Origin of the sequence: Salicibibacter kimchii (genome assembly GCF_003336365.1) — a bacterium.
GTDB classification, from domain to species: Bacteria; Bacillota; Bacilli; order Bacillales; family Marinococcaceae; genus Salicibibacter; species Salicibibacter kimchii.
Genome location: NZ_CP031092.1, coordinates 360,608 through 376,980 on the forward strand (window position 1 = coordinate 360,608; position 16,373 = coordinate 376,980).

18 protein-coding genes are annotated in these 16,373 nt (G+C 46.0%); 11 read left to right on the top strand and 7 right to left on the bottom strand.

Going from position 1 to position 16,373, the window contains the following annotated elements; all coding sequences use genetic code 11:
• Positions 1-181: 181 nt before the first annotated feature.
• A complete protein-coding gene (locus DT065_RS02075; protein ID WP_114370438.1) occupies positions 182-508 on the bottom strand; it encodes a phasin family protein in 327 nt (108 codons plus the stop codon).
• A gap of 84 nt (positions 509-592) precedes the next feature.
• Positions 593-775, bottom strand: coding sequence for a hypothetical protein (locus DT065_RS02080; protein WP_114370439.1), 183 nt, complete (start codon positions 773-775; stop codon positions 593-595).
• 325 nt (positions 776-1,100) lie between these two features.
• On the opposite strand from DT065_RS02080, the gene ilvA reads away from it, so the two are divergent.
• The 8 genes from ilvA (at position 1,101) to DT065_RS02120 (ending at position 7,830) form a co-directional block, all read left to right on the top strand.
• The gene (ilvA, locus tag DT065_RS02085) at positions 1,101-2,348 is read left to right on the top strand and encodes a threonine ammonia-lyase IlvA (RefSeq protein WP_114375994.1); all 1,248 of its coding nucleotides are present in this window, start codon (positions 1,101-1,103) and stop codon (positions 2,346-2,348) included.
• Between the two features lie 15 nt (positions 2,349-2,363).
• A complete protein-coding gene (locus DT065_RS02090; RefSeq protein ID WP_114370440.1) occupies positions 2,364-3,119 on the top strand; it encodes a DUF3891 family protein in 756 nt (251 codons plus the stop codon).
• Between the two features lie 352 nt (positions 3,120-3,471).
• Positions 3,472-3,810 (top strand): thioredoxin family protein, encoded by a 339-nt coding sequence (locus tag DT065_RS02095; protein WP_160112363.1) that lies wholly within the window; start codon positions 3,472-3,474, stop codon positions 3,808-3,810.
• A gap of 12 nt (positions 3,811-3,822) precedes the next feature.
• Positions 3,823-4,284 (top strand): TlpA family protein disulfide reductase, encoded by a 462-nt coding sequence (locus DT065_RS02100; RefSeq protein ID WP_114370442.1) that lies wholly within the window; start codon positions 3,823-3,825, stop codon positions 4,282-4,284.
• 1 nt (position 4,285) lies between these two features.
• Positions 4,286-5,437, top strand: a complete 1,152-nt coding sequence (locus tag DT065_RS02105) for a conserved virulence factor C family protein (protein ID WP_114370443.1) — start codon at positions 4,286-4,288, stop codon at positions 5,435-5,437.
• Positions 5,434-5,646 carry a hypothetical protein gene (locus DT065_RS02110; protein ID WP_114370444.1) on the top strand — a complete coding sequence of 71 codons (213 nt, stop codon included), beginning with the start codon at positions 5,434-5,436 and terminating at the stop codon, positions 5,644-5,646. Before DT065_RS02105 ends, DT065_RS02110 begins: the two co-directional genes overlap by 4 nt.
• A gap of 200 nt (positions 5,647-5,846) precedes the next feature.
• Entirely contained in the window at positions 5,847-6,326 is a 480-nt protein-coding gene (locus DT065_RS02115; RefSeq protein ID WP_114370445.1) for a PH domain-containing protein, read from the top strand.
• Entirely contained in the window at positions 6,319-7,830 is a 1,512-nt protein-coding gene (locus tag DT065_RS02120; RefSeq protein WP_114370446.1) for a PH domain-containing protein, read from the top strand. Before DT065_RS02115 ends, DT065_RS02120 begins: the two co-directional genes overlap by 8 nt.
• Positions 7,831-7,985: 155 nt before the next feature.
• On the opposite strand, the gene DT065_RS02125 is transcribed toward DT065_RS02120, so the two are convergent.
• From DT065_RS02125 to DT065_RS02145, 5 genes are all read right to left on the bottom strand, one after another.
• Complete coding sequence (locus tag DT065_RS02125; protein ID WP_114370447.1) at positions 7,986-8,945, bottom strand: DUF2777 family protein; 960 nt, start codon at positions 8,943-8,945, stop codon at positions 7,986-7,988.
• 80 nt (positions 8,946-9,025) lie between these two features.
• On the bottom strand, positions 9,026-9,961 hold the full coding sequence (locus tag DT065_RS02130) for an MBL fold metallo-hydrolase (protein ID WP_227002700.1): 936 nt from the start codon (positions 9,959-9,961) through the stop codon (positions 9,026-9,028).
• 16 nt (positions 9,962-9,977) lie between these two features.
• Positions 9,978-10,892: a hypothetical protein gene (locus tag DT065_RS02135; RefSeq protein ID WP_114370448.1), complete on the bottom strand. Its 915-nt coding sequence runs from the start codon at positions 10,890-10,892 to the stop codon at positions 9,978-9,980.
• Positions 10,893-10,907: 15 nt separating this feature from the next.
• The gene (locus DT065_RS02140; protein WP_114370450.1) at positions 10,908-11,975 is read right to left on the bottom strand and encodes a toxic anion resistance protein; all 1,068 of its coding nucleotides are present in this window, start codon (positions 11,973-11,975) and stop codon (positions 10,908-10,910) included.
• Positions 11,976-12,534: 559 nt separating this feature from the next.
• A complete protein-coding gene (locus DT065_RS02145) occupies positions 12,535-13,032 on the bottom strand; it encodes an FUSC family protein (RefSeq protein WP_114370452.1) in 498 nt (165 codons plus the stop codon).
• A gap of 171 nt (positions 13,033-13,203) precedes the next feature.
• On the opposite strand from DT065_RS02145, the gene kapB reads away from it, so the two are divergent.
• The 3 genes from kapB to DT065_RS02160 all read left to right on the top strand — a co-directional run bounded on the left by kapB (position 13,204) and on the right by DT065_RS02160 (position 16,341).
• Positions 13,204-13,566 carry a kinase-associated lipoprotein KapB gene (kapB, locus tag DT065_RS02150; RefSeq protein WP_114370453.1) on the top strand — a complete coding sequence of 121 codons (363 nt, stop codon included), beginning with the start codon at positions 13,204-13,206 and terminating at the stop codon, positions 13,564-13,566.
• Positions 13,567-13,786: 220 nt separating this feature from the next.
• Positions 13,787-14,821, top strand: a complete 1,035-nt coding sequence (locus DT065_RS02155; protein ID WP_114370455.1) for a homoserine dehydrogenase — start codon at positions 13,787-13,789, stop codon at positions 14,819-14,821.
• A gap of 83 nt (positions 14,822-14,904) precedes the next feature.
• A complete protein-coding gene (locus tag DT065_RS02160) occupies positions 14,905-16,341 on the top strand; it encodes an aldehyde dehydrogenase family protein (protein ID WP_227002701.1) in 1,437 nt (478 codons plus the stop codon).
• Positions 16,342-16,373 lie beyond the last annotated feature (32 nt).

The following is a 16,373-nucleotide window of genomic DNA, read 5'->3' on the forward strand; positions in this document are numbered from 1 at the left end:
GTCCGGGGCAAATGCTTATGGGTCAGAGGGGGCCTCCTTCGAGATGTTCGCTTCCCGGTGCTTTTTGTCCTCTAGTTTGATCATACTTATAAAGTGTAAGAAAGAATGACGACCAATGCGTGTGATCGTCAAGGTTTTTAATGATTGTTATGGGGAGAGGGCGTCCGGGAAACGAGCGATGTTAGGAATGCGTGGTGTCATCATCGGCCCCGGACTGTGTAAGCATATGTTCCAACCGTTCAATTTTTGCTTCCAATTGCTCGACGTCATCGCGTGTGGCGACGCCCATATCGCTAAATATCCCTTGTACACGATCCTTGGAAGTTTGAGACCATTCTTCCCCTTTTCCCTCGCCTTTGTGAATCAACTCTTCGGCAAATTCTTCCGCTTCCCGAGGGGTGATTCTTCCTTTTGAGACGAGGTCATCGAGGTACGATTGCACTTTTTCTTTGCCGGCTACCGCGGCGCCTAAACCTAGAAAAAAACCGTTTTTGAGCCACTCGTTCATGAATAATCGCTCCTATCTTTGTTTTGTTTCCTTTCCCGGGCGACGGCAGGACTTGAACAACGTAGGGGAGAGATTGATGATATCTTAATCATTATCTTTAAACATCGAGATGATGAGATAAATAATTGTTACTGAGGATAGGACATAGATGCTGTTAACAAGGAACGGCTCAGCATCGTGAGGAGTCGTCGCCGCACCGTGGGCTACATTTGCCGGGACAACGGCGAACAACATCATGATAAGGCCGAAAACGAATTTTGTTTTCATGGAGGATCCTCCTTTTTTATGGCTATGTAATCATAATCATTATAGAAGTTCCGGAGCATTTTAGCAATTCCCACACAGAAAATACTTGAAGAATGTGTCGTTTTTTCGACGTAAAAGGAGCCTCCCAAAATTAATGTGTCACAGAAAAACTTTTTCATTCATGTTTCTAAAAGAACGCTTCCCAGCTACTTTTGCCGGCGTCAATCTATGATAAAAAGTGTTGTTGCGCATGGCATAACAGGCAATACATATGTTATGTTTGGTGGATAATAACGAATTCGACGATAAAAGGCGGTTAAGAATGATGACGCGAAAAGAAACAACCATGAGTCCATTGCAAATTGAAGATGTGATCATTGCGTACCAAACGTTAAAAGATGTCGTTAAACATACCCCGTTGCAAAAGGATGAAGTATTATCCGAACGGTATGGTGCAACTATTTATTTAAAGCGCGAGGATCTGCAGCTTGTTCGTTCATTTAAGCTGCGAGGGGCCTATTACTTGATGAAAACTTTATCCAACGAGCAAATGGAAAACGGTGTCGTCTGCGCGAGCGCCGGCAATCACGCGCAAGGCGTTGCTTATGCTTGTCGAGCCCTAAAAGTATCGGGAAGTATTTTCATGCCTACGACGACCCCGCGTCAAAAAAGAGATCAAGTGAAACAATTTGGTAAAGACTATATTGACGTCGTCATCACCGGCGATACATTTGATGATTCTTACGCGGAAGCCATTCGTCATCAGGAAGCAAACGACATGGCATTTATCCATCCGTTCGATAATGAAAAAACAATTGCCGGCCAAGGAACGGTTGGGATGGAGATCATGAACGACATTGATGAAAACATTGATTTTCTGTTTTCCTCCATCGGCGGGGGCGGATTGGTCTCTGGAATAAGCACCTACGTCAAATCGATCAGCCCCGCTACGAAAATGATCGGTGTTGAGCCGGGAGGCGCCCCTTCCATGAAAAATTCCCTCGCGAAGAATGAAGTCGTTGCCTTACAGGAAATGGACAAATTTGTGGATGGTGCGGCTGTAAAGCAAGTCGGAAATCTTACGTATGAGGTGTGCCGGCACCTCGTAGATGATATTGTCCTCGCCCCGGAAGGGAAGATTTGCACGACGATCCTGGAATTGTACAATCAACACGCCATCGTTGCCGAGCCGGCAGGAGCGATGCCGATCTCCGCGTTGGATTTTTACAAGGACGAGATCAAAGGCAAAACGGTCGTTTGTGTTATCAGTGGCGGGAACAATGATATTGGCCGAATGGCAGAAATGCGGGAACGTTCCATGGTATACGAAGGGCTTCAACATTATTTTATTGTTAATTTCCCCCAAAGGGCCGGGGCATTACGGGAATTTTTGAATGATGTACTCGGGCCTAATGATGACATTACCCGTTTTGACTATACGAAGAAGAACAATAAGTCGATTGCTCCTGCTCTCGTCGGCATCGAGTTGGCGGACGCGAATGATTACCCGGTTCTGATGGACAGGATGCGATCACAAGGCTTTATCGTTGATGAAATCTCCGCGGACGATAACATGTTCAATTTTGTTCTGTAGGGGGGTCAAGAAGAGATGATCGTAAGAGACGAGGCAAATCATTTGGCCTGTATTCACCAAGATGAACACGCACGGGTAAGCGCCGCTCTTTATCGACAATGGGGAGACCCGAGGCTTGAGAAAAAAGGTTGGAAGGAAAGCTTGCACACCGCCATTGCCGAACACGACCGCGCGTGGATTTCCCTGGACACGCGTCCGATATGGAATGACGAGGAAGAAAGACCATATGATTTCACCGATTATCCCGAGCGCGAAAAAATCGCTGCCTACCAAACGGGGATCAATGAAACAGAGATGATGGACGAGTGGGCGGGATTGCTCGTAAGCCGCCACTTGCACTCTTTTTTTTCTCGAATCAGGACAGAAGCTGCAGAGGCGTTTAAAACGGGGGAACAAAAACGTTGGGATCGCTTGGGGGGAGCAGAGGAAACCGATGATGAAAAAACAGCGCTTTCCGTGTTGAAAATGTGCGATGAACTATCACTGTTTGCCTGCATGAATAACCCGGGCGCGCGGAAAGAAGAAGAAGTACCTTGGTTTCGGGATGGATTCTCGATGCATTTTGATTTCTTGGACGGGAAAACCGTGATTCCCGCGTGGAAAAATAAAGAAGAAATTATGTTAACCCCTACGCCGCTTAAGGCTAACGTGCAATTCCCATTGAAATTGAGACGAGTGTCCAAGGAAGCTATTCTGCATCATGGGTGGAAAAACGCGTATGCCGGAACGCCGGTATCCACACAAGTCGTCACGTTCCTAACGTCGAATTAAAAAAGTGATAAGAGTATCATGTGTATGGTCCATGACGCCCGAAACAAGCGGATTCTCTTCAATTGGGGTACCATGATTGCTTTTGGCGCCCGAAACAGGCTGGTTTCCATCAATTAGGGTTCCATGAACGCTCCATGACGCCCGAAACAAGCGGATTCTCTTCAATTAGGGTACCATGATTGCTTCATGACGCCCGTAACACATGGGCCACCCTCAATGCGCCATGATCGTGCCATGGCGCCATTACGGCAATTTCATTATACGCATCCGTATCTTCATGGTATGGATGTTTTTTATAGTTCCATTTTATTTGTTGCTCCGCGTGTCATCATGTAGAATGAAAGAGGTATGTATGGAGAGGAAAGGTGAGACATTTTTGTTAACGGAAATAAGCGCATCCGAATGGAAAAAAATAGAACCCATTAATTATACGGCTTTGCTTATAACCTCGCCTTTTTGCGCAACATGCTCGCTTGCGGAAAAAATGGTAGAAGAAGCGATGAACATTGAAAGACAAACGGACATTTATAAATTAAACTTGCAACTTGCTCCGGAGTTTGCTCGGGAACATAAAATTCAGTCCGTACCGATGCTGTTGCTTTTTTATCGGCAAACACCGGTAGGGCGTTTATCTCCCATAAAAAATCCCGCGAATATCTTGCATTTTCTTGCTGCCTATAACAATCATTAGGAGGGCAATAGAATGAAACAAGCACCAGCTTTTTCTGTATATGATCCATTTAAGGATAAAGAAATTACAAATGAAACATACAAGGGAAGACCGCTCGTACTAACCTTTTGGACATCTTGGTGCCCGGATTCCCACCGTGATTTGCAAAAGAAAGAGGTATTATACACGCAAACCGGAAATGTTTCCTTCGCTATGCTAAACGTGAATGTGACAGGACGCGAGCGCGCACATCAAGCCGGTCAAAAGTATGCACGCGCCCATGAAATGAAAATACCGATGGCCGAAGACCGGGGCACGGATGTGTACGAAAGGTATCAATGCCAAGGGGTGCCGACGACTGTTCTCATCACCCCGGACGGTAAAATTGCCGAACAATTTGGCGATAACACCCCTTTTGAAGAAATCATGAAACATTTTCCCTCTTTTCTCCAAGAGCCTTCTATTAGAAAAGAGACAGGAAAGGGAGGAGAATAGCATGAAAATTACCGGAATTGAACCAACCCCTAGTCCCAATACGATGAAACTGACGTTAGACGAACACTTGCCCGGGGGAAAAAGCGGCAATTACACGCGAGATAACAAAGAAGATGCGCCCATGCAAATTCAACAATTGTTCGAGGTCGAAGGCATTAAAGGCGTCTATCATGTCGCTGATTTTATCGCTTTGGAGCGTGAACCAAAGGCTGGTTGGGAACAAGTGCTTGCAGAAGCAAGAAAAGTATTCGGAGGAAAAGGGGTTGAGACTGCTGAGCAACCTGTTGCCGGTGGGGACCACTTTGGGGAAATTCAAATCCAAGTGCAAACATTCAAAGGTATCCCTATGCAACTTAAATTGCTGACGGCAGAAGAAGAAAAGCGAGTAGGACTGCCTGCCCGTTTTACGGAAGCAGCGTTCGCGGCGGCCGGAGAACAGGAAAACATCGTTTTTGAACGAAAGTGGGAAGAACGAAGCGCGCGTTTCGGGAATGATCTGGAAGCGATTGGAAATGAAGTGGCAGAAGAGATCGCGGCCGCTTACAGCCAGGAAAGGCTCAACCAGCTCGTGCAATGGGGGGACCCCAATCAAAAAGACCCGGCCGAACGTCCCGAACCGTTAAACGTAACGAAAGAGATGTTGGAGGATCCGGATTGGAAAAATCGTTTTGCCGCTTTGGACCAAATGGATCCCGGCGAAGAAGATCTCCCCGTATTAGATATGGCCCTGGATGATCAAAAGCAATCGGTGCGGAGACTTGCCACGACGTTAATCGGTATGATTGAAACAAAAGCAACGCTCCCTTATCTCTATAAAGCGCTCAAAGACAAATCTGTCACCGTACGGCGTACGGCAGGAGACGCCTTTTCCGATCTCGGAGATCCTGAAGCGATGGAAGCGATGATGGAAAGTTTGCAAGACAAAAGCAAACTCGTGCGCTGGAGAGCAGCCATGTTTCTTTATGAAGTCGGCGATAAGCGCGCGATTGCTCCGCTAAAAGAAGCGATCGGCGATCCTGAATTTGAGGTTGATATGCAAATGAAGATGGCGCTCGAACGCATTGAAGGCGGGGAAGAAGCAAAAGGCTCCGTTTGGAAACAGATGACGGAATCGGTACGAGCCGATCGTAAAGAAAAGGATGGAATGCGATGAGCAGAGAAGAATTAATACAAACGTTGGAATCAAAAGGGATGAACGAAGCCCTGGAACTTATCAAAGAAGCGGATAACGGAGAAATGGATGAGCTTGAACTCCTCCCTTCTTTGGGGCTGTTGCAAGATCAACAATTAAACGATGCCGTCTTGCAATACCTGGAGGGTAAAGGGGTTGCTATTGTATATGCCGACGAAACGGATGAATAGAGCTTCCAAGGTATGGATGATGCGAAAGTTTTGTTGGTTCTCTGATTTACAATCATGGAAAAACCTTTCTGATCGGTACCACTAGATGTTGGGAAGCACGCTCCCGACCTAAGAGCAAAGGATGTTGAAGAGTGCGTAGAGAGACGTGCCGGCATTTCGACAACTAATTGGTTGATAGCAGCTGAAAAGGAGCTAACACAATGAGGGAAGCACCTGCAAAGCGTCTTTCCAAAAAGGCACTGCCCGTTTGGCGGATCACGGGATTTTTGGAAAGCTTGTTTTTTTTAATTTTTCCGGTTGGATACGGAATCGTTTCGGTTCTGTTTGATTGGCCCTTATGGATTTTATACGTGTTGATCCTTCTTTGGATTGCCGTTGCTTTATTACAAAGTCTGCTCGTACCGGCGATTCGTTGGCGGCGATGGCGTTATGAGGTATATGAAGAAGAAATTGATTTGCAATACGGGGTGTTCATTATTCGACGAACCTTAATACCAATGAATCGAGTACAGCATGTGGATACGGAGCATGGCCCCATTTATCGCCATTATAGCCTTGCAGCTGTATCCATATCGACGGCCGCCACCGTTCACCAAATACCCGCGCTGACGGAAGAAACCGCTTCCGAACTTAGGGATCAAATAGCCATTTTCGCGCAAACGGCGGATAACGATGACTGACGGAAAGCGTCTGCACGGCGCCACTGTAGTCATTATGCTGCTCACCCGCCTTAAGGATTTTATCATTCCGATCGTCTTTGTCTTTTTTGTAGGCGCGTCCGGTGGAGGGGTCGGATATTTTGCCATGATCGCCCTTCCAGTTTTGTTCATTTTTTCCGCTGTTTACAGTTTCTTATATTGGCTGACCTATTGGTATCGTGTGGAAGATCAGGAGCTTCACGTTAAACAAGGGATTTTCGTGAAAAAACATCGGTATATTCAACGCAGCAGGGTCCAAAGTTTCGATATGTCCGCCGGAATTTTACAACGCATGTTCGGACTGGTGAAAGTCCAAATAGAGACTGCCGGCGGCGGAGGGGAGCCGGATGTGCATTTGATTGCCCTCGATCGCGCGGAAGCGAAGCGATTAAGGCAGAGACTGTTGGCAAAGCCGGAAGTGTCTGCCGGGGATGAAGAAGTTGAGTCTACGGATTTGAAGGAAAGGGATGAACCTGATGAACTGGAGCCGGAGATCGAAGCTTCCTGGGCATTAGGGTTTAAGTATTTGCTGTTTGCCGGAATGACTTCAGGCGGCGTAGGGCTTGTTCTCTCGGCTGTTTTGGCGCTGTTTTCCCAAGTGGACGTCTTATTGCCTGAAGCGTTTTATGAAACGACCATCGGTTTTTTCCTGTCGTCGACGATTACATTTTTATTGTTCCTCGTATTTATGATCGCTTTTTTTGCATGGTTGATTTCAATTGTAATCACCATTGTGAAATATGGTCAGTTTACCGTCATTAAGCGCGGCAATGATCTGGTTATTTCCCGAGGATTACTGGAAAGAAAACAGTTAACGTTAAACGTTCATCGAATTACCACCGTACGCTTTGTAACGGGAATTTTGCGCCAACCGTTTGGGTTTACGACGATTTATGTAGAAAGCAAAGGGGGCGGAAGCGCGGACGAACAACAATCAACCATTCTCGTCCCCCTCGTCCCTCGGCGTACGGCTAACGATGTATTGGCAAAATTTTTGCCGGAATTCGTGGTTGAAGATGACATCGGGATTAAGCCTTTGCCGAGAAGGGCCTTATTCCGTTATATCATGCGCGCGGTCGTCCCGATTTTGCTCGTGGCTGTTCCTTTAAGCTTTGTGTTGCCGTTTGGCGCCTATGCCTTACTGCTCGTTCTTCTAGGGATATTTCTTGGGTGGATAAGGCATCGCAACAGTGGTTTTAATGTAAGCGGCGATTATCTCATTTTGCAATGGCGATTGTTTAATTTAAATCGGGCGGTGATCCCGCGAAAACGCATTCAGGCGGCAGATGTCACACAGTCGCCGTTGCAAAGATGGCGCCGGCTGTCCACGTATTCCGTATCCATTCTGGCGAGCATGTCCGGAAAGAGTTTTGACATTCGCGATATCGCGGCCGGTCGGGGCGAAGATCTTCTCGCCTGGTATTCCAAAGAAGTAGATACGCCTGATTTTTCACGGGAAGAAGAAAAGGGCAAATCTATGATCTAACAGACGGAAGTGGGAGACGTGGGAATATGCGGAGTGTCTCTCACGAACGTTATATTAAACATCTAGGATAGAGAGATGGAATGAGACAGGAATTCTGTCCATTAAAAAATTTGGCTTTCCATAGGGGAAGCCAAATTTTTTCTTGCAGCCAATCATCATTTCGATGTTTGCATGTTCGTATACGTGATGACCTGACGCTCATTACGCTCGGATGTGCATTCAAAACGATCGTAAATATAGTCATCGCGATCGCTATGAAGAATCCGTTCAAATCGGTGTTGGATGGTGAGAAACGCATTATTTTTTTGGAACGTCATGAAGTTCACGCCTTGAAAATGTTGATCCTCTTCCGATTGCAGCAATTGGCGTAATAGGGTGTTGTGACATTGAACCATATGTTTTCGTTGAAAGCCGTAATAGTGCATCAATCGTGCCAATGATTCCTTGGAAGGTGACTCCAATTCATTGAGGAGGATTTGAAAAGGCTCGAACTGTTCCTTGTGAATACGGATTAAATCCTTAGATTGCAGACGGACTTTTCGGCCCGTAGCGGTTGTAAATACCCACTGGCGCTCATGGACAACTTTGGTCCATTGATTTTGAGCGGCATCAAACCAATCCATTTCAAACGGACAGCCGTCCAAAAGCATTTTTTCGTTATGCGCTTGCTCTTTTAAAACGATTTCTTTGTGTTCCTCTGTGAGGTTAAAATACAAGTACGGGTCTTCCACTTTTCCGCGTTTATTTCCCAGTTCGAGACGGATGTCCTGTAATTGCCCCTTCTCATCTTCAAGTCTACTTATGGAGCGATATGTTTCTTTTTCCAGTGCCCGAATGGCATATAAAAGGGAAGCGCGGTACGACCGTGTGAATGTGCCCGTAAAAGGTTTTATTTTTGTGCCAGAGAGCGTCACCTCTTCTCCTTCCCCGTAGGGAAGGTGAGAGGCAATGTTCGCGCTTTTCACAGAGTGGATGCCGGTTATCCGCACCGTGCCTTGCCACGTTTTGTTGTCAGGTGTATCAATGTCCAGCAATTTTCCGTAATACACACAATCCGGGTGGGCATCCACCAAAACGGTAGATCCTTTATTTTCCAATGCTTCTTTTCGATTCATAGAGAGACCCTCGCTTTTTTCAAATAACCTGTTTGTTATTATATAGGGATCGACAATATTCAGCAATCATGGGGAATTTCTCAAAGTCTTCCTTTTTCGTATGCTTGATACAGACCGAGGGCGGAAACGTGGCAGTCCATTTTTACCGCTTCCCAGGCAGATGTCGTCCCGTCTCGGTCTGCGTACATCTCGTACACGGATTGATATAACCGCTTGCTTAACGTCCCGCTTCCTTCTTGTTCAGCGGCGACTTCTTTTGTGAGGCTGATCCATGTTTCCAACCACACGGAAGTGGAATGAAAAATGTCCGCAATTTCGTCGCTTCCCCCGAAATGGCCAAAATAAATCGTCGTTGGCTGTAATGCTTCAATACGCTTCCACGATTCTTTCATGCTTGACGTATCATATTGCGGTGGGGAAGTTGATGGGAGCACGAGGGGTTTTTCAGGTCCAAAGCCTCTGTATAGAATCCCGACCGTGTCCCCGGTGAAAAGGGCATTCGATTGCTCGTCAAGAATGGACATATGGTGGAACGCGTGCCCGGGAGTGTCGAAGAATTGCAGGGTGCGATTTTTTCCTATCTGCAAGCGATCCCCATCATTACAGATGTTTGTCCGCGTTTCGGGGACAGGGATAACGGGATCGAATAGGTCTTCAAAACTCGAGCCATATACGAGTTTTGCACCTTTGACAAGCTTTTCGGGGCGAGCGAGATGTTTCTTTCCCGATGGGTGGACGTGAACGGTGGCGTTAGGCGTTTCTTGTACCAATTGCCCACAGCCGCCTGAATGGTCAAGGTGGATATGGGTGACGATAATGTGACGAATATCAGCAAAGGTTCTTCCCAGTTGCTCCAATCCGGCTTTGATTTGTGGGTACGACAAGCTGGGGCCGGTTTCTATGATGGTTAATTCTTCGGCGTCGAGGACATAAATGCCGGTGCGTTCCGGAAGATTAAGATCAAGCCCGTCGATCATATACGTATCCGTATCCAGTTTTTCAACCTTTGTATTCATTGAACATGCCCCTCTCTCATTCTTTTTCTTTGTTATTTGGATAGCGTTTCTCGTTTAATTTCAGCAAGTATTCAAAGCGATCGTTCTTTGCACGAGTTTCCTGCTCTTGTAAACGTTGCAGGGTGATTTCCATTTTGGTCAATGCTTCGTAAACGCGGGACATTTCCGTTGTCTGCGCTTCTTCATCTAACCCCCGGTAGGCGTCCAGCAAATCAGGGATATCTTCATCGATCATCCGTTTGATTTGGTAGCGGTCTTCTACCGCGAGAAGATGGAAAGACGGGGTGAGTGTCGTTATTTCCTCCAAGAGTTGCAATAGGCGATTGGAAAGCGCTTGCGGAAGTTCGGAATTTTGCTTGTACAAGTCCCTTATCGCTTTTTCATAACTTGATTGTTCCAGTTGCTCATCATGGTCGGGAGAGGTTTCTTCCGTTGCTGAAAGTGTATTTGGCCGCTCCGTGGGTGCATGACCTTCGAGCGCCGCGTCCAATTGGATAAATTTTTCCAAGATTCCTTGAAAAAACGGAGATTTTTGAATGCTACGCACGTGTGATTTTCCGTTTTTCATGTAATAGACGAGGCCTTCTTTTAACGGTTTTTTCTGGGGTTTATACGTTTGCTGGCGGACAAATGTGATCACTACGCGCTTTTTTATGGCAGACGGGGATAGATGGGTATCAAAACTCATCAATTTTAGTCGCTTTTGGCTCACTTTCAGCTTTAATTTGAAAGTGCGGCCATTTTTTTTAAACATTTGTGTTCCTTTTAACGGTCCTTTTTCGAGCGCGTGTGTGATGATTTTATCAATGACGGCCTCGCTTTCTTTAATGAGGGAGAGGCCGTTAGGATCAGAAAAGATATGATCATCAACGGAACGCAGCCGTTCCGGCAGGAAAAATTCTTGTATCGATGCTGTGAGCCGATCTTTCACCACCATCATCACCTTTTACTGTTCAGGTAGTTTCTTCCGCACGTCTTCGTTTAATTTTTCTAGTTCGTCAATAAATGCTTTTCCTGATTTTACAATGCGTTCATTAGACTGTTCGGTGAGATCAATCGCCGCTTGTACGTCTTCGTAAGCCTCTCGGAACGATTCAATGGCGACGGCGGGTTCTTCAAGGGTTTTTAACGTTTCTTCCGTATTGCTTCGCAACGTTTTCGCGTTGCTTAAAATCATGTCTTCGGTCGCTTGATTCACATTTTGAACGGCATCAATGACATTTTTTTGATTGCCGAGGGCGAGTTGAATGGAAGCGGTCACGGTGATGACGTTTTTCGTCATCGTAATCGCGTTAAAAATCGCTTCCTCTAGCTTTTCATTGTTTTCTTTGATCAGGTCGACGGAAGCGAGCGATTGTTGTAATACCATGATCGCCTGGGACATGTTCTGGACGCGGGTGATGACTTTTTGCTGTCCTTTTTGCAAGGGGACGGGGTTGTCTCGCCATTCTTCGGCCGTCATTTCCGCTTCCAGCATTTCATTTAATTGTTTGCCCGTTTCGATTTGTTGTTCGAGATTTTGAATCCGCGCGTTTGCGGTCTCGCGCAATTGATCCAGCATAAGATTGTCGGCCTGCAGTTTATCCTTTCCGGCGAGGAGGGACTCGATAATGTTTTCCACTTGGCCTTCAACCGTTTTATATTTTTTCGCATATTGTTCCACCGGATCTCGGCGGATCAACTTGTTTAATGCTTTTTGCAAGCGGCCTTCTCTTAAATGTTCGGGTTCCAGGCTGGACACTTTTTCACGCAAGTCGTATAAACGATCCGGGAGTTCATTGTTTTTTTGTTCCAACATTTCGCCGACCGGCCGTTTCAATGCTTCCAGCGATTCGCCGGCTTGTTTTTGTTCGTATTCTCCCAGGTTGCCAAGTTCGTTTACGAGAGTAGTGGCATCGTCGCTTTCTCTAAATTTTTCCATATACCCTCTGGCAGCTTCCTCTGCTTTTGTCTGTTCATCTTCAGGGAGCTGTGTTTCTATTTCTTCATTTTCCTGATTTTTTTCTTCGGACATGCATTGCTTCTCCCCTTTATACGAAATATGCTACAACCATTGTATCATTTTCCGCTTGTTTCGTCGTCACATATCCTCATCATGTCAATCGTAGACCATGCCAGGAAAAAGATGGCTCGTGTTCATTGCGTACAGTTTTTCTTTGTGAAACAACAAAATTGCCGAAGGTTCAGATGAGGGATGGATTGGCTTTGTCGCAATTGAAAGGGGGTCCTTGCTTACACCATTATTGTTCGCAGCGCTCATGAGTTGTTGTGTCACTTGGAGCCATCGTGAAGGGCAGGTGTCGAGGGAAATTCCGGCGATGGGGCAGGGAAGGTTTGCTACCCTGCAAATAATTTGAAACGGAGGCGAAAGTGAAGATGTTTCGTTGCCGGCAGCTGGGGGGCACGGCGTTGGCATGATCGTCTTCCCGTTGTCTCCGTGCCGAGTCAAACGAATAACTGCCGAACATCTCTTTCACTTTCATTAAAGGAGGGCAATAAGCTAAGAAGTGGGGAAGTTCCAGCCGCAGTTGTCTATATCTGTTCATTCAACGTCTATGATAAAAGTCAAAAGGTCAAGGCCCTGGCGTCAGCATTTTTCGCTTCTTTTGTTTCATGGCCGCCATTGATACTATCATATATAGGGCCATGTTTAGGGTCGACGAGAGGATGATACCGACTAACGTGCTCATTACGCGCGTGATGTATTCGTAAAGCTCTGCGCCGGCCATCGTCGGCAGTATTGCAATGGCGGTAACGGAAGCGATCGCCCTAAACTTGCCGAGGTTTACATAATAGCAAACAGCGAGTGTGAGGACGGTGATACAGGCGTAAATGACTGGATGCGCACCGAGGGTATAAAAGAACAACAAAGCAAATCCGGCACCTATAAAAGCAGAAAGCAAACGCGTCCACCCGTTTCGAACCGCGTCGTTCCCCCAGGGTTCCCAGGCGAGAACCACAGCAATGACGGCAAATAGGGGAGAAAGGTGTAGGTGCAGGCAAACGGCAATACTCAAACCGGTGCTTACCCCCATTTTTAAAAGTCGTCTACACAAGGTTGCCCAATTCAAACGAAGCCCCTCCAGCCAAAAAAAATTTCACGTACCGTAATAATAGTATGTTCATTGTATACAGTCCCTAAAAAGAGGGGAGATTATGCATACTCAATCGAAATCATTGCCGATGGCTTCCAACATCTCTTAAGATAATAATAGAAAATATTAAAGAAAGAGGTGCGAATCATGATTATTCAGGGAAAATATAAAACCGGGGTATATGTCGGAGAAAAAATAGAAGAAAAAGGGGATCGTACATTAATAAAAGTGCTGGCCGTCCTAAAACATCCCTTGCAAGGGGACCTGCACCAAGGTTTTGATACGAATGTTCCGCTATTTCATGAGAGAAATGCGCTCGCTCAATATGAAAAAACGTGGGTACCAACGGCAACTGTACAAGCCTACCATGAGGAAATCCCTGGCTATAAAGAAAGCTTGCGGTCGGCCCTAGATGAAGAAATGGAAAAAATGAAAGCACGAAATGATGCATTTGGAAATGAAGCGCTTAAAAGTTTAGAAAAACTTGAAACAAGATATAAATTTGACTAGTAGGTCGTATCATGGGAGTAAGGAATATGTTGGCTTAAACACAAACCTGGAGCCGGGAAAAGGAGGGTAGGTCTTTCACTGATATCCCCATATGGCCGCAAAAAATGATAAAACTGCCTATATTCATGCATGATGAATAGCAAAAGTCAACCCCAGTGTAAACGACCATCGTTAAAGGTATGGGTTTACATTCAGAATACGATACAGAGGGGAGTCGCAGATGCATCACAAAGTTGCTCTTTTAGGTTTCGGCGGTGTTGGCCAGGGGTTTTTGAAAATGATCAAAGAAAAGAATGAAGCATTGCGAACACAATATGGGCAATCCATTGAAATCGTATCGATTTCTGACATTTCAAAAGGATCCATGCATCATGACGATGGTTTGGATATGGACAAAGTCGTATCCAGTCTTCAGGAAGATAACACGCTTTTCCATTATGTGGATGAGCCGGGATTGGAAAAAGGATGGAGCACCTTAACAACGATTAAAAAAACGAATGCAAATATCGTTGTGGAACTCACCCCCACAGATATAGACAGCGGGCAGCCAGCCATTGACCATTGCAGAATGGCATTATCTAGCGGAAAACACGTGGTTACGACGAATAAAGGGCCGGTAGTAAATGCCTATCGGGAATTGACACAGTTAGCCGCAAGAAATAGTGTTTATTTCTTTTTCGAGGGAACGGTTATGAGTGGGACACCTGCCTTAAAAATGCCAACGGAAACATTGGCCGGCAACGATATACAGCAGATACGCGGCATTTTAAACGGGACCACAAACAGCATGCTCACTGAGATGGCAAACGGTCTTCCTTATGCGCATGCTCTTTCAAATGCTCAATCGAAAGGCTATGCGGAAGCTGATCCAACCAATGATATCGAAGGATATGATGTCCAGGGAAAAGTCGTTATTCTTGCGAATGTTCTTATGGGAGGAAACATGACGAGAGACGACATTCCGTGTCAAGGGATTTCTCATTTAACGGGAACAGACATTAGAGAAGCAAAGAGGGAAGGGAAAACATGGAAACTTATCGGTGCCATCGAAAAACATGGTAACCAAGTGGAAGGGTATGTTCGCCCGGAAAAATTGGATAACACAGACCCCCTCGCAAGTATTTCGGGAGCGACAAATGCCATTTGTTATCAATGTGATTTATTGGGTGAAGTGACACTTGTAGGTGCTGGCGCTGGGATCACCGAAACCGGATACGCAGTGCTTAATGACATCCTTGCCATTGGCAGGAGTTAAGTTCCGTCCCGCATGTGTAAAAGGGAATCATAAAGGGTAGAGAACTTTAGCACTCACTTTTCAAAAGGTTGGTGGTTGAATTGATGAAAGAGCGAGCAATGTTTTTAGCAGGAGAATGGACACATAGATCACAAGTGATCGAAGTGGATGATCCAGGTGCTGGAGAAACGATCGCCACCGTCCCAAAAGGCACAGCCGAAGATATGGAAACAGCATTAAATACAGCCATTGAAGGAAAAAAAATCGCTGCCGGACTTACAACGAAACAACGGATGGATATCCTTGCAAACACCGCGCAGCTCGTGGACGACAATGTGGAAGAAGCAGCCCAGCTTATTGCCACGGAAGGGATTAAAACGATTAACGAGGCACGTTCAGAAGCGAGCCGCGCTGCAGAAACCCTCCGTTTGTCTGCAGAAGAGGCCAGACGTTTGACAGGGGAAACGATTAATTTTGACCAAGTATCCGGCAATGCCGACCGACACGGATATACATTTCGTTTTCCATTAGGCATTATAGGCGCGATCACACCTTTTAATGATCCGTTGAACCTAGTTGCCCATAAAATTGCTCCCGCGATAGCAGGTGGAAACGCTGTTATTCTTAAGCCTGCAACGCAAACGCCGTTATCTGCTTTATGGCTTACGGAAAAACTTCTCGAAGCAGGATTACCGGCAAAAGTGATGAATACGATTACCGGGAGCGGGAGTGAAGTGACGCCTCCTTTGCTGGAAAGCAGGGAAGTTCGGATGATCACGTTTACCGGAGGAATAGAGGCCGGTGAAAAAATCGCAAAACAGGCCGGTTTGAAAAAATTGAGCATGGAACTTGGCTCGAATTCGCCGTTTCTCGTTTTTAAAGACGCCAATTTGGACAAAGCTGCAGAAGCTGCTGTTGGCGGAGCATACGGAGCTGGTGGACAAAATTGCTTGAGCGTACAAAGAATTTTTGTGCATAAAGAAGTTGAACAAAGCTTTACGGATAAATTTATAGAAAAAGCAAAACAGTTGGTCACCGGTGATAAAAAGAGTGAAGACACCGATATGGGACCTTTGATTTCAGAAGACGAAGCAAAAAGTATTATGACAAACATTGAGAATGCAAAAGAGCAAGGAGCGGAAGTGCTTCTCGGCGGCGATCACAGTAACCGCTTTATGTATCCAACTTTGGTAAAACACGTTCCTAAAGATTCGACATTGTATAAAGAAGAGATTTTTGGGCCGGTGGCTTCCCTTCACACCTTCTCTGATTATGATGAAGCCATTCGATCTGCAAATGAAGTCAATTTTGGCCTCCAAGTAGGTGTTTTTACCAATCACCTGCAAACGGCCCACAAAGCCGCTCATGACCTTCATGTCGGCGGTGTCATCATTAATGACAGCAGTGATTTCCGGGTGGATGCAATGCCCTTTGGCGGGGTTAAAGGGTCTGGCATCAATCGGGAAGGTGTCCACAATGCAATCATGGATATGACGGAACCGAGAGTAGTAAGCTTTAAAATAGAAGATGATGAACAATAATAGGCTGGAATAACTTGATGCGCCAGTGGCGG

Excerpts from the sequence above, each read along its gene's own strand:
- kapB (WP_114370453.1), top strand. The coding sequence starts at position 13,204 with ATGATTATTCAGGGAAAATATAAAACCGGGGTATATGTCGGAGAAAAA.
- DT065_RS02160 (WP_227002701.1), top strand. The coding sequence starts at position 14,905 with ATGAAAGAGCGAGCAATGTTTTTAGCAGGAGAATGGACACATAGATCA.
- DT065_RS02140 (WP_114370450.1), bottom strand. The coding sequence starts at position 11,975 with ATGTCCGAAGAAAAAAATCAGGAAAATGAAGAAATAGAAACACAGCTC.
- DT065_RS02095 (WP_160112363.1), top strand. The coding sequence starts at position 3,472 with ATGGAGAGGAAAGGTGAGACATTTTTGTTAACGGAAATAAGCGCATCC.
- DT065_RS02115 (WP_114370445.1), top strand. The coding sequence starts at position 5,847 with ATGAGGGAAGCACCTGCAAAGCGTCTTTCCAAAAAGGCACTGCCCGTT.
- DT065_RS02120 (WP_114370446.1), top strand. The coding sequence starts at position 6,319 with ATGACTGACGGAAAGCGTCTGCACGGCGCCACTGTAGTCATTATGCTG.
- DT065_RS02105 (WP_114370443.1), top strand. The coding sequence starts at position 4,286 with ATGAAAATTACCGGAATTGAACCAACCCCTAGTCCCAATACGATGAAA.
- DT065_RS02125 (WP_114370447.1), bottom strand. The coding sequence starts at position 8,945 with ATGAATCGAAAAGAAGCATTGGAAAATAAAGGATCTACCGTTTTGGTG.
- DT065_RS02155 (WP_114370455.1), top strand. The coding sequence starts at position 13,787 with ATGCATCACAAAGTTGCTCTTTTAGGTTTCGGCGGTGTTGGCCAGGGG.
- DT065_RS02080 (WP_114370439.1), bottom strand. The coding sequence starts at position 775 with ATGAAAACAAAATTCGTTTTCGGCCTTATCATGATGTTGTTCGCCGTT.
- ilvA (WP_114375994.1), top strand. The coding sequence starts at position 1,101 with ATGAGTCCATTGCAAATTGAAGATGTGATCATTGCGTACCAAACGTTA.
- DT065_RS02075 (WP_114370438.1), bottom strand. The coding sequence starts at position 508 with ATGAACGAGTGGCTCAAAAACGGTTTTTTTCTAGGTTTAGGCGCCGCG.
- DT065_RS02090 (WP_114370440.1), top strand. The coding sequence starts at position 2,364 with ATGATCGTAAGAGACGAGGCAAATCATTTGGCCTGTATTCACCAAGAT.
- DT065_RS02100 (WP_114370442.1), top strand. The coding sequence starts at position 3,823 with ATGAAACAAGCACCAGCTTTTTCTGTATATGATCCATTTAAGGATAAA.
- DT065_RS02110 (WP_114370444.1), top strand. The coding sequence starts at position 5,434 with ATGAGCAGAGAAGAATTAATACAAACGTTGGAATCAAAAGGGATGAAC.
- DT065_RS02130 (WP_227002700.1), bottom strand. The coding sequence starts at position 9,961 with ATGAATACAAAGGTTGAAAAACTGGATACGGATACGTATATGATCGAC.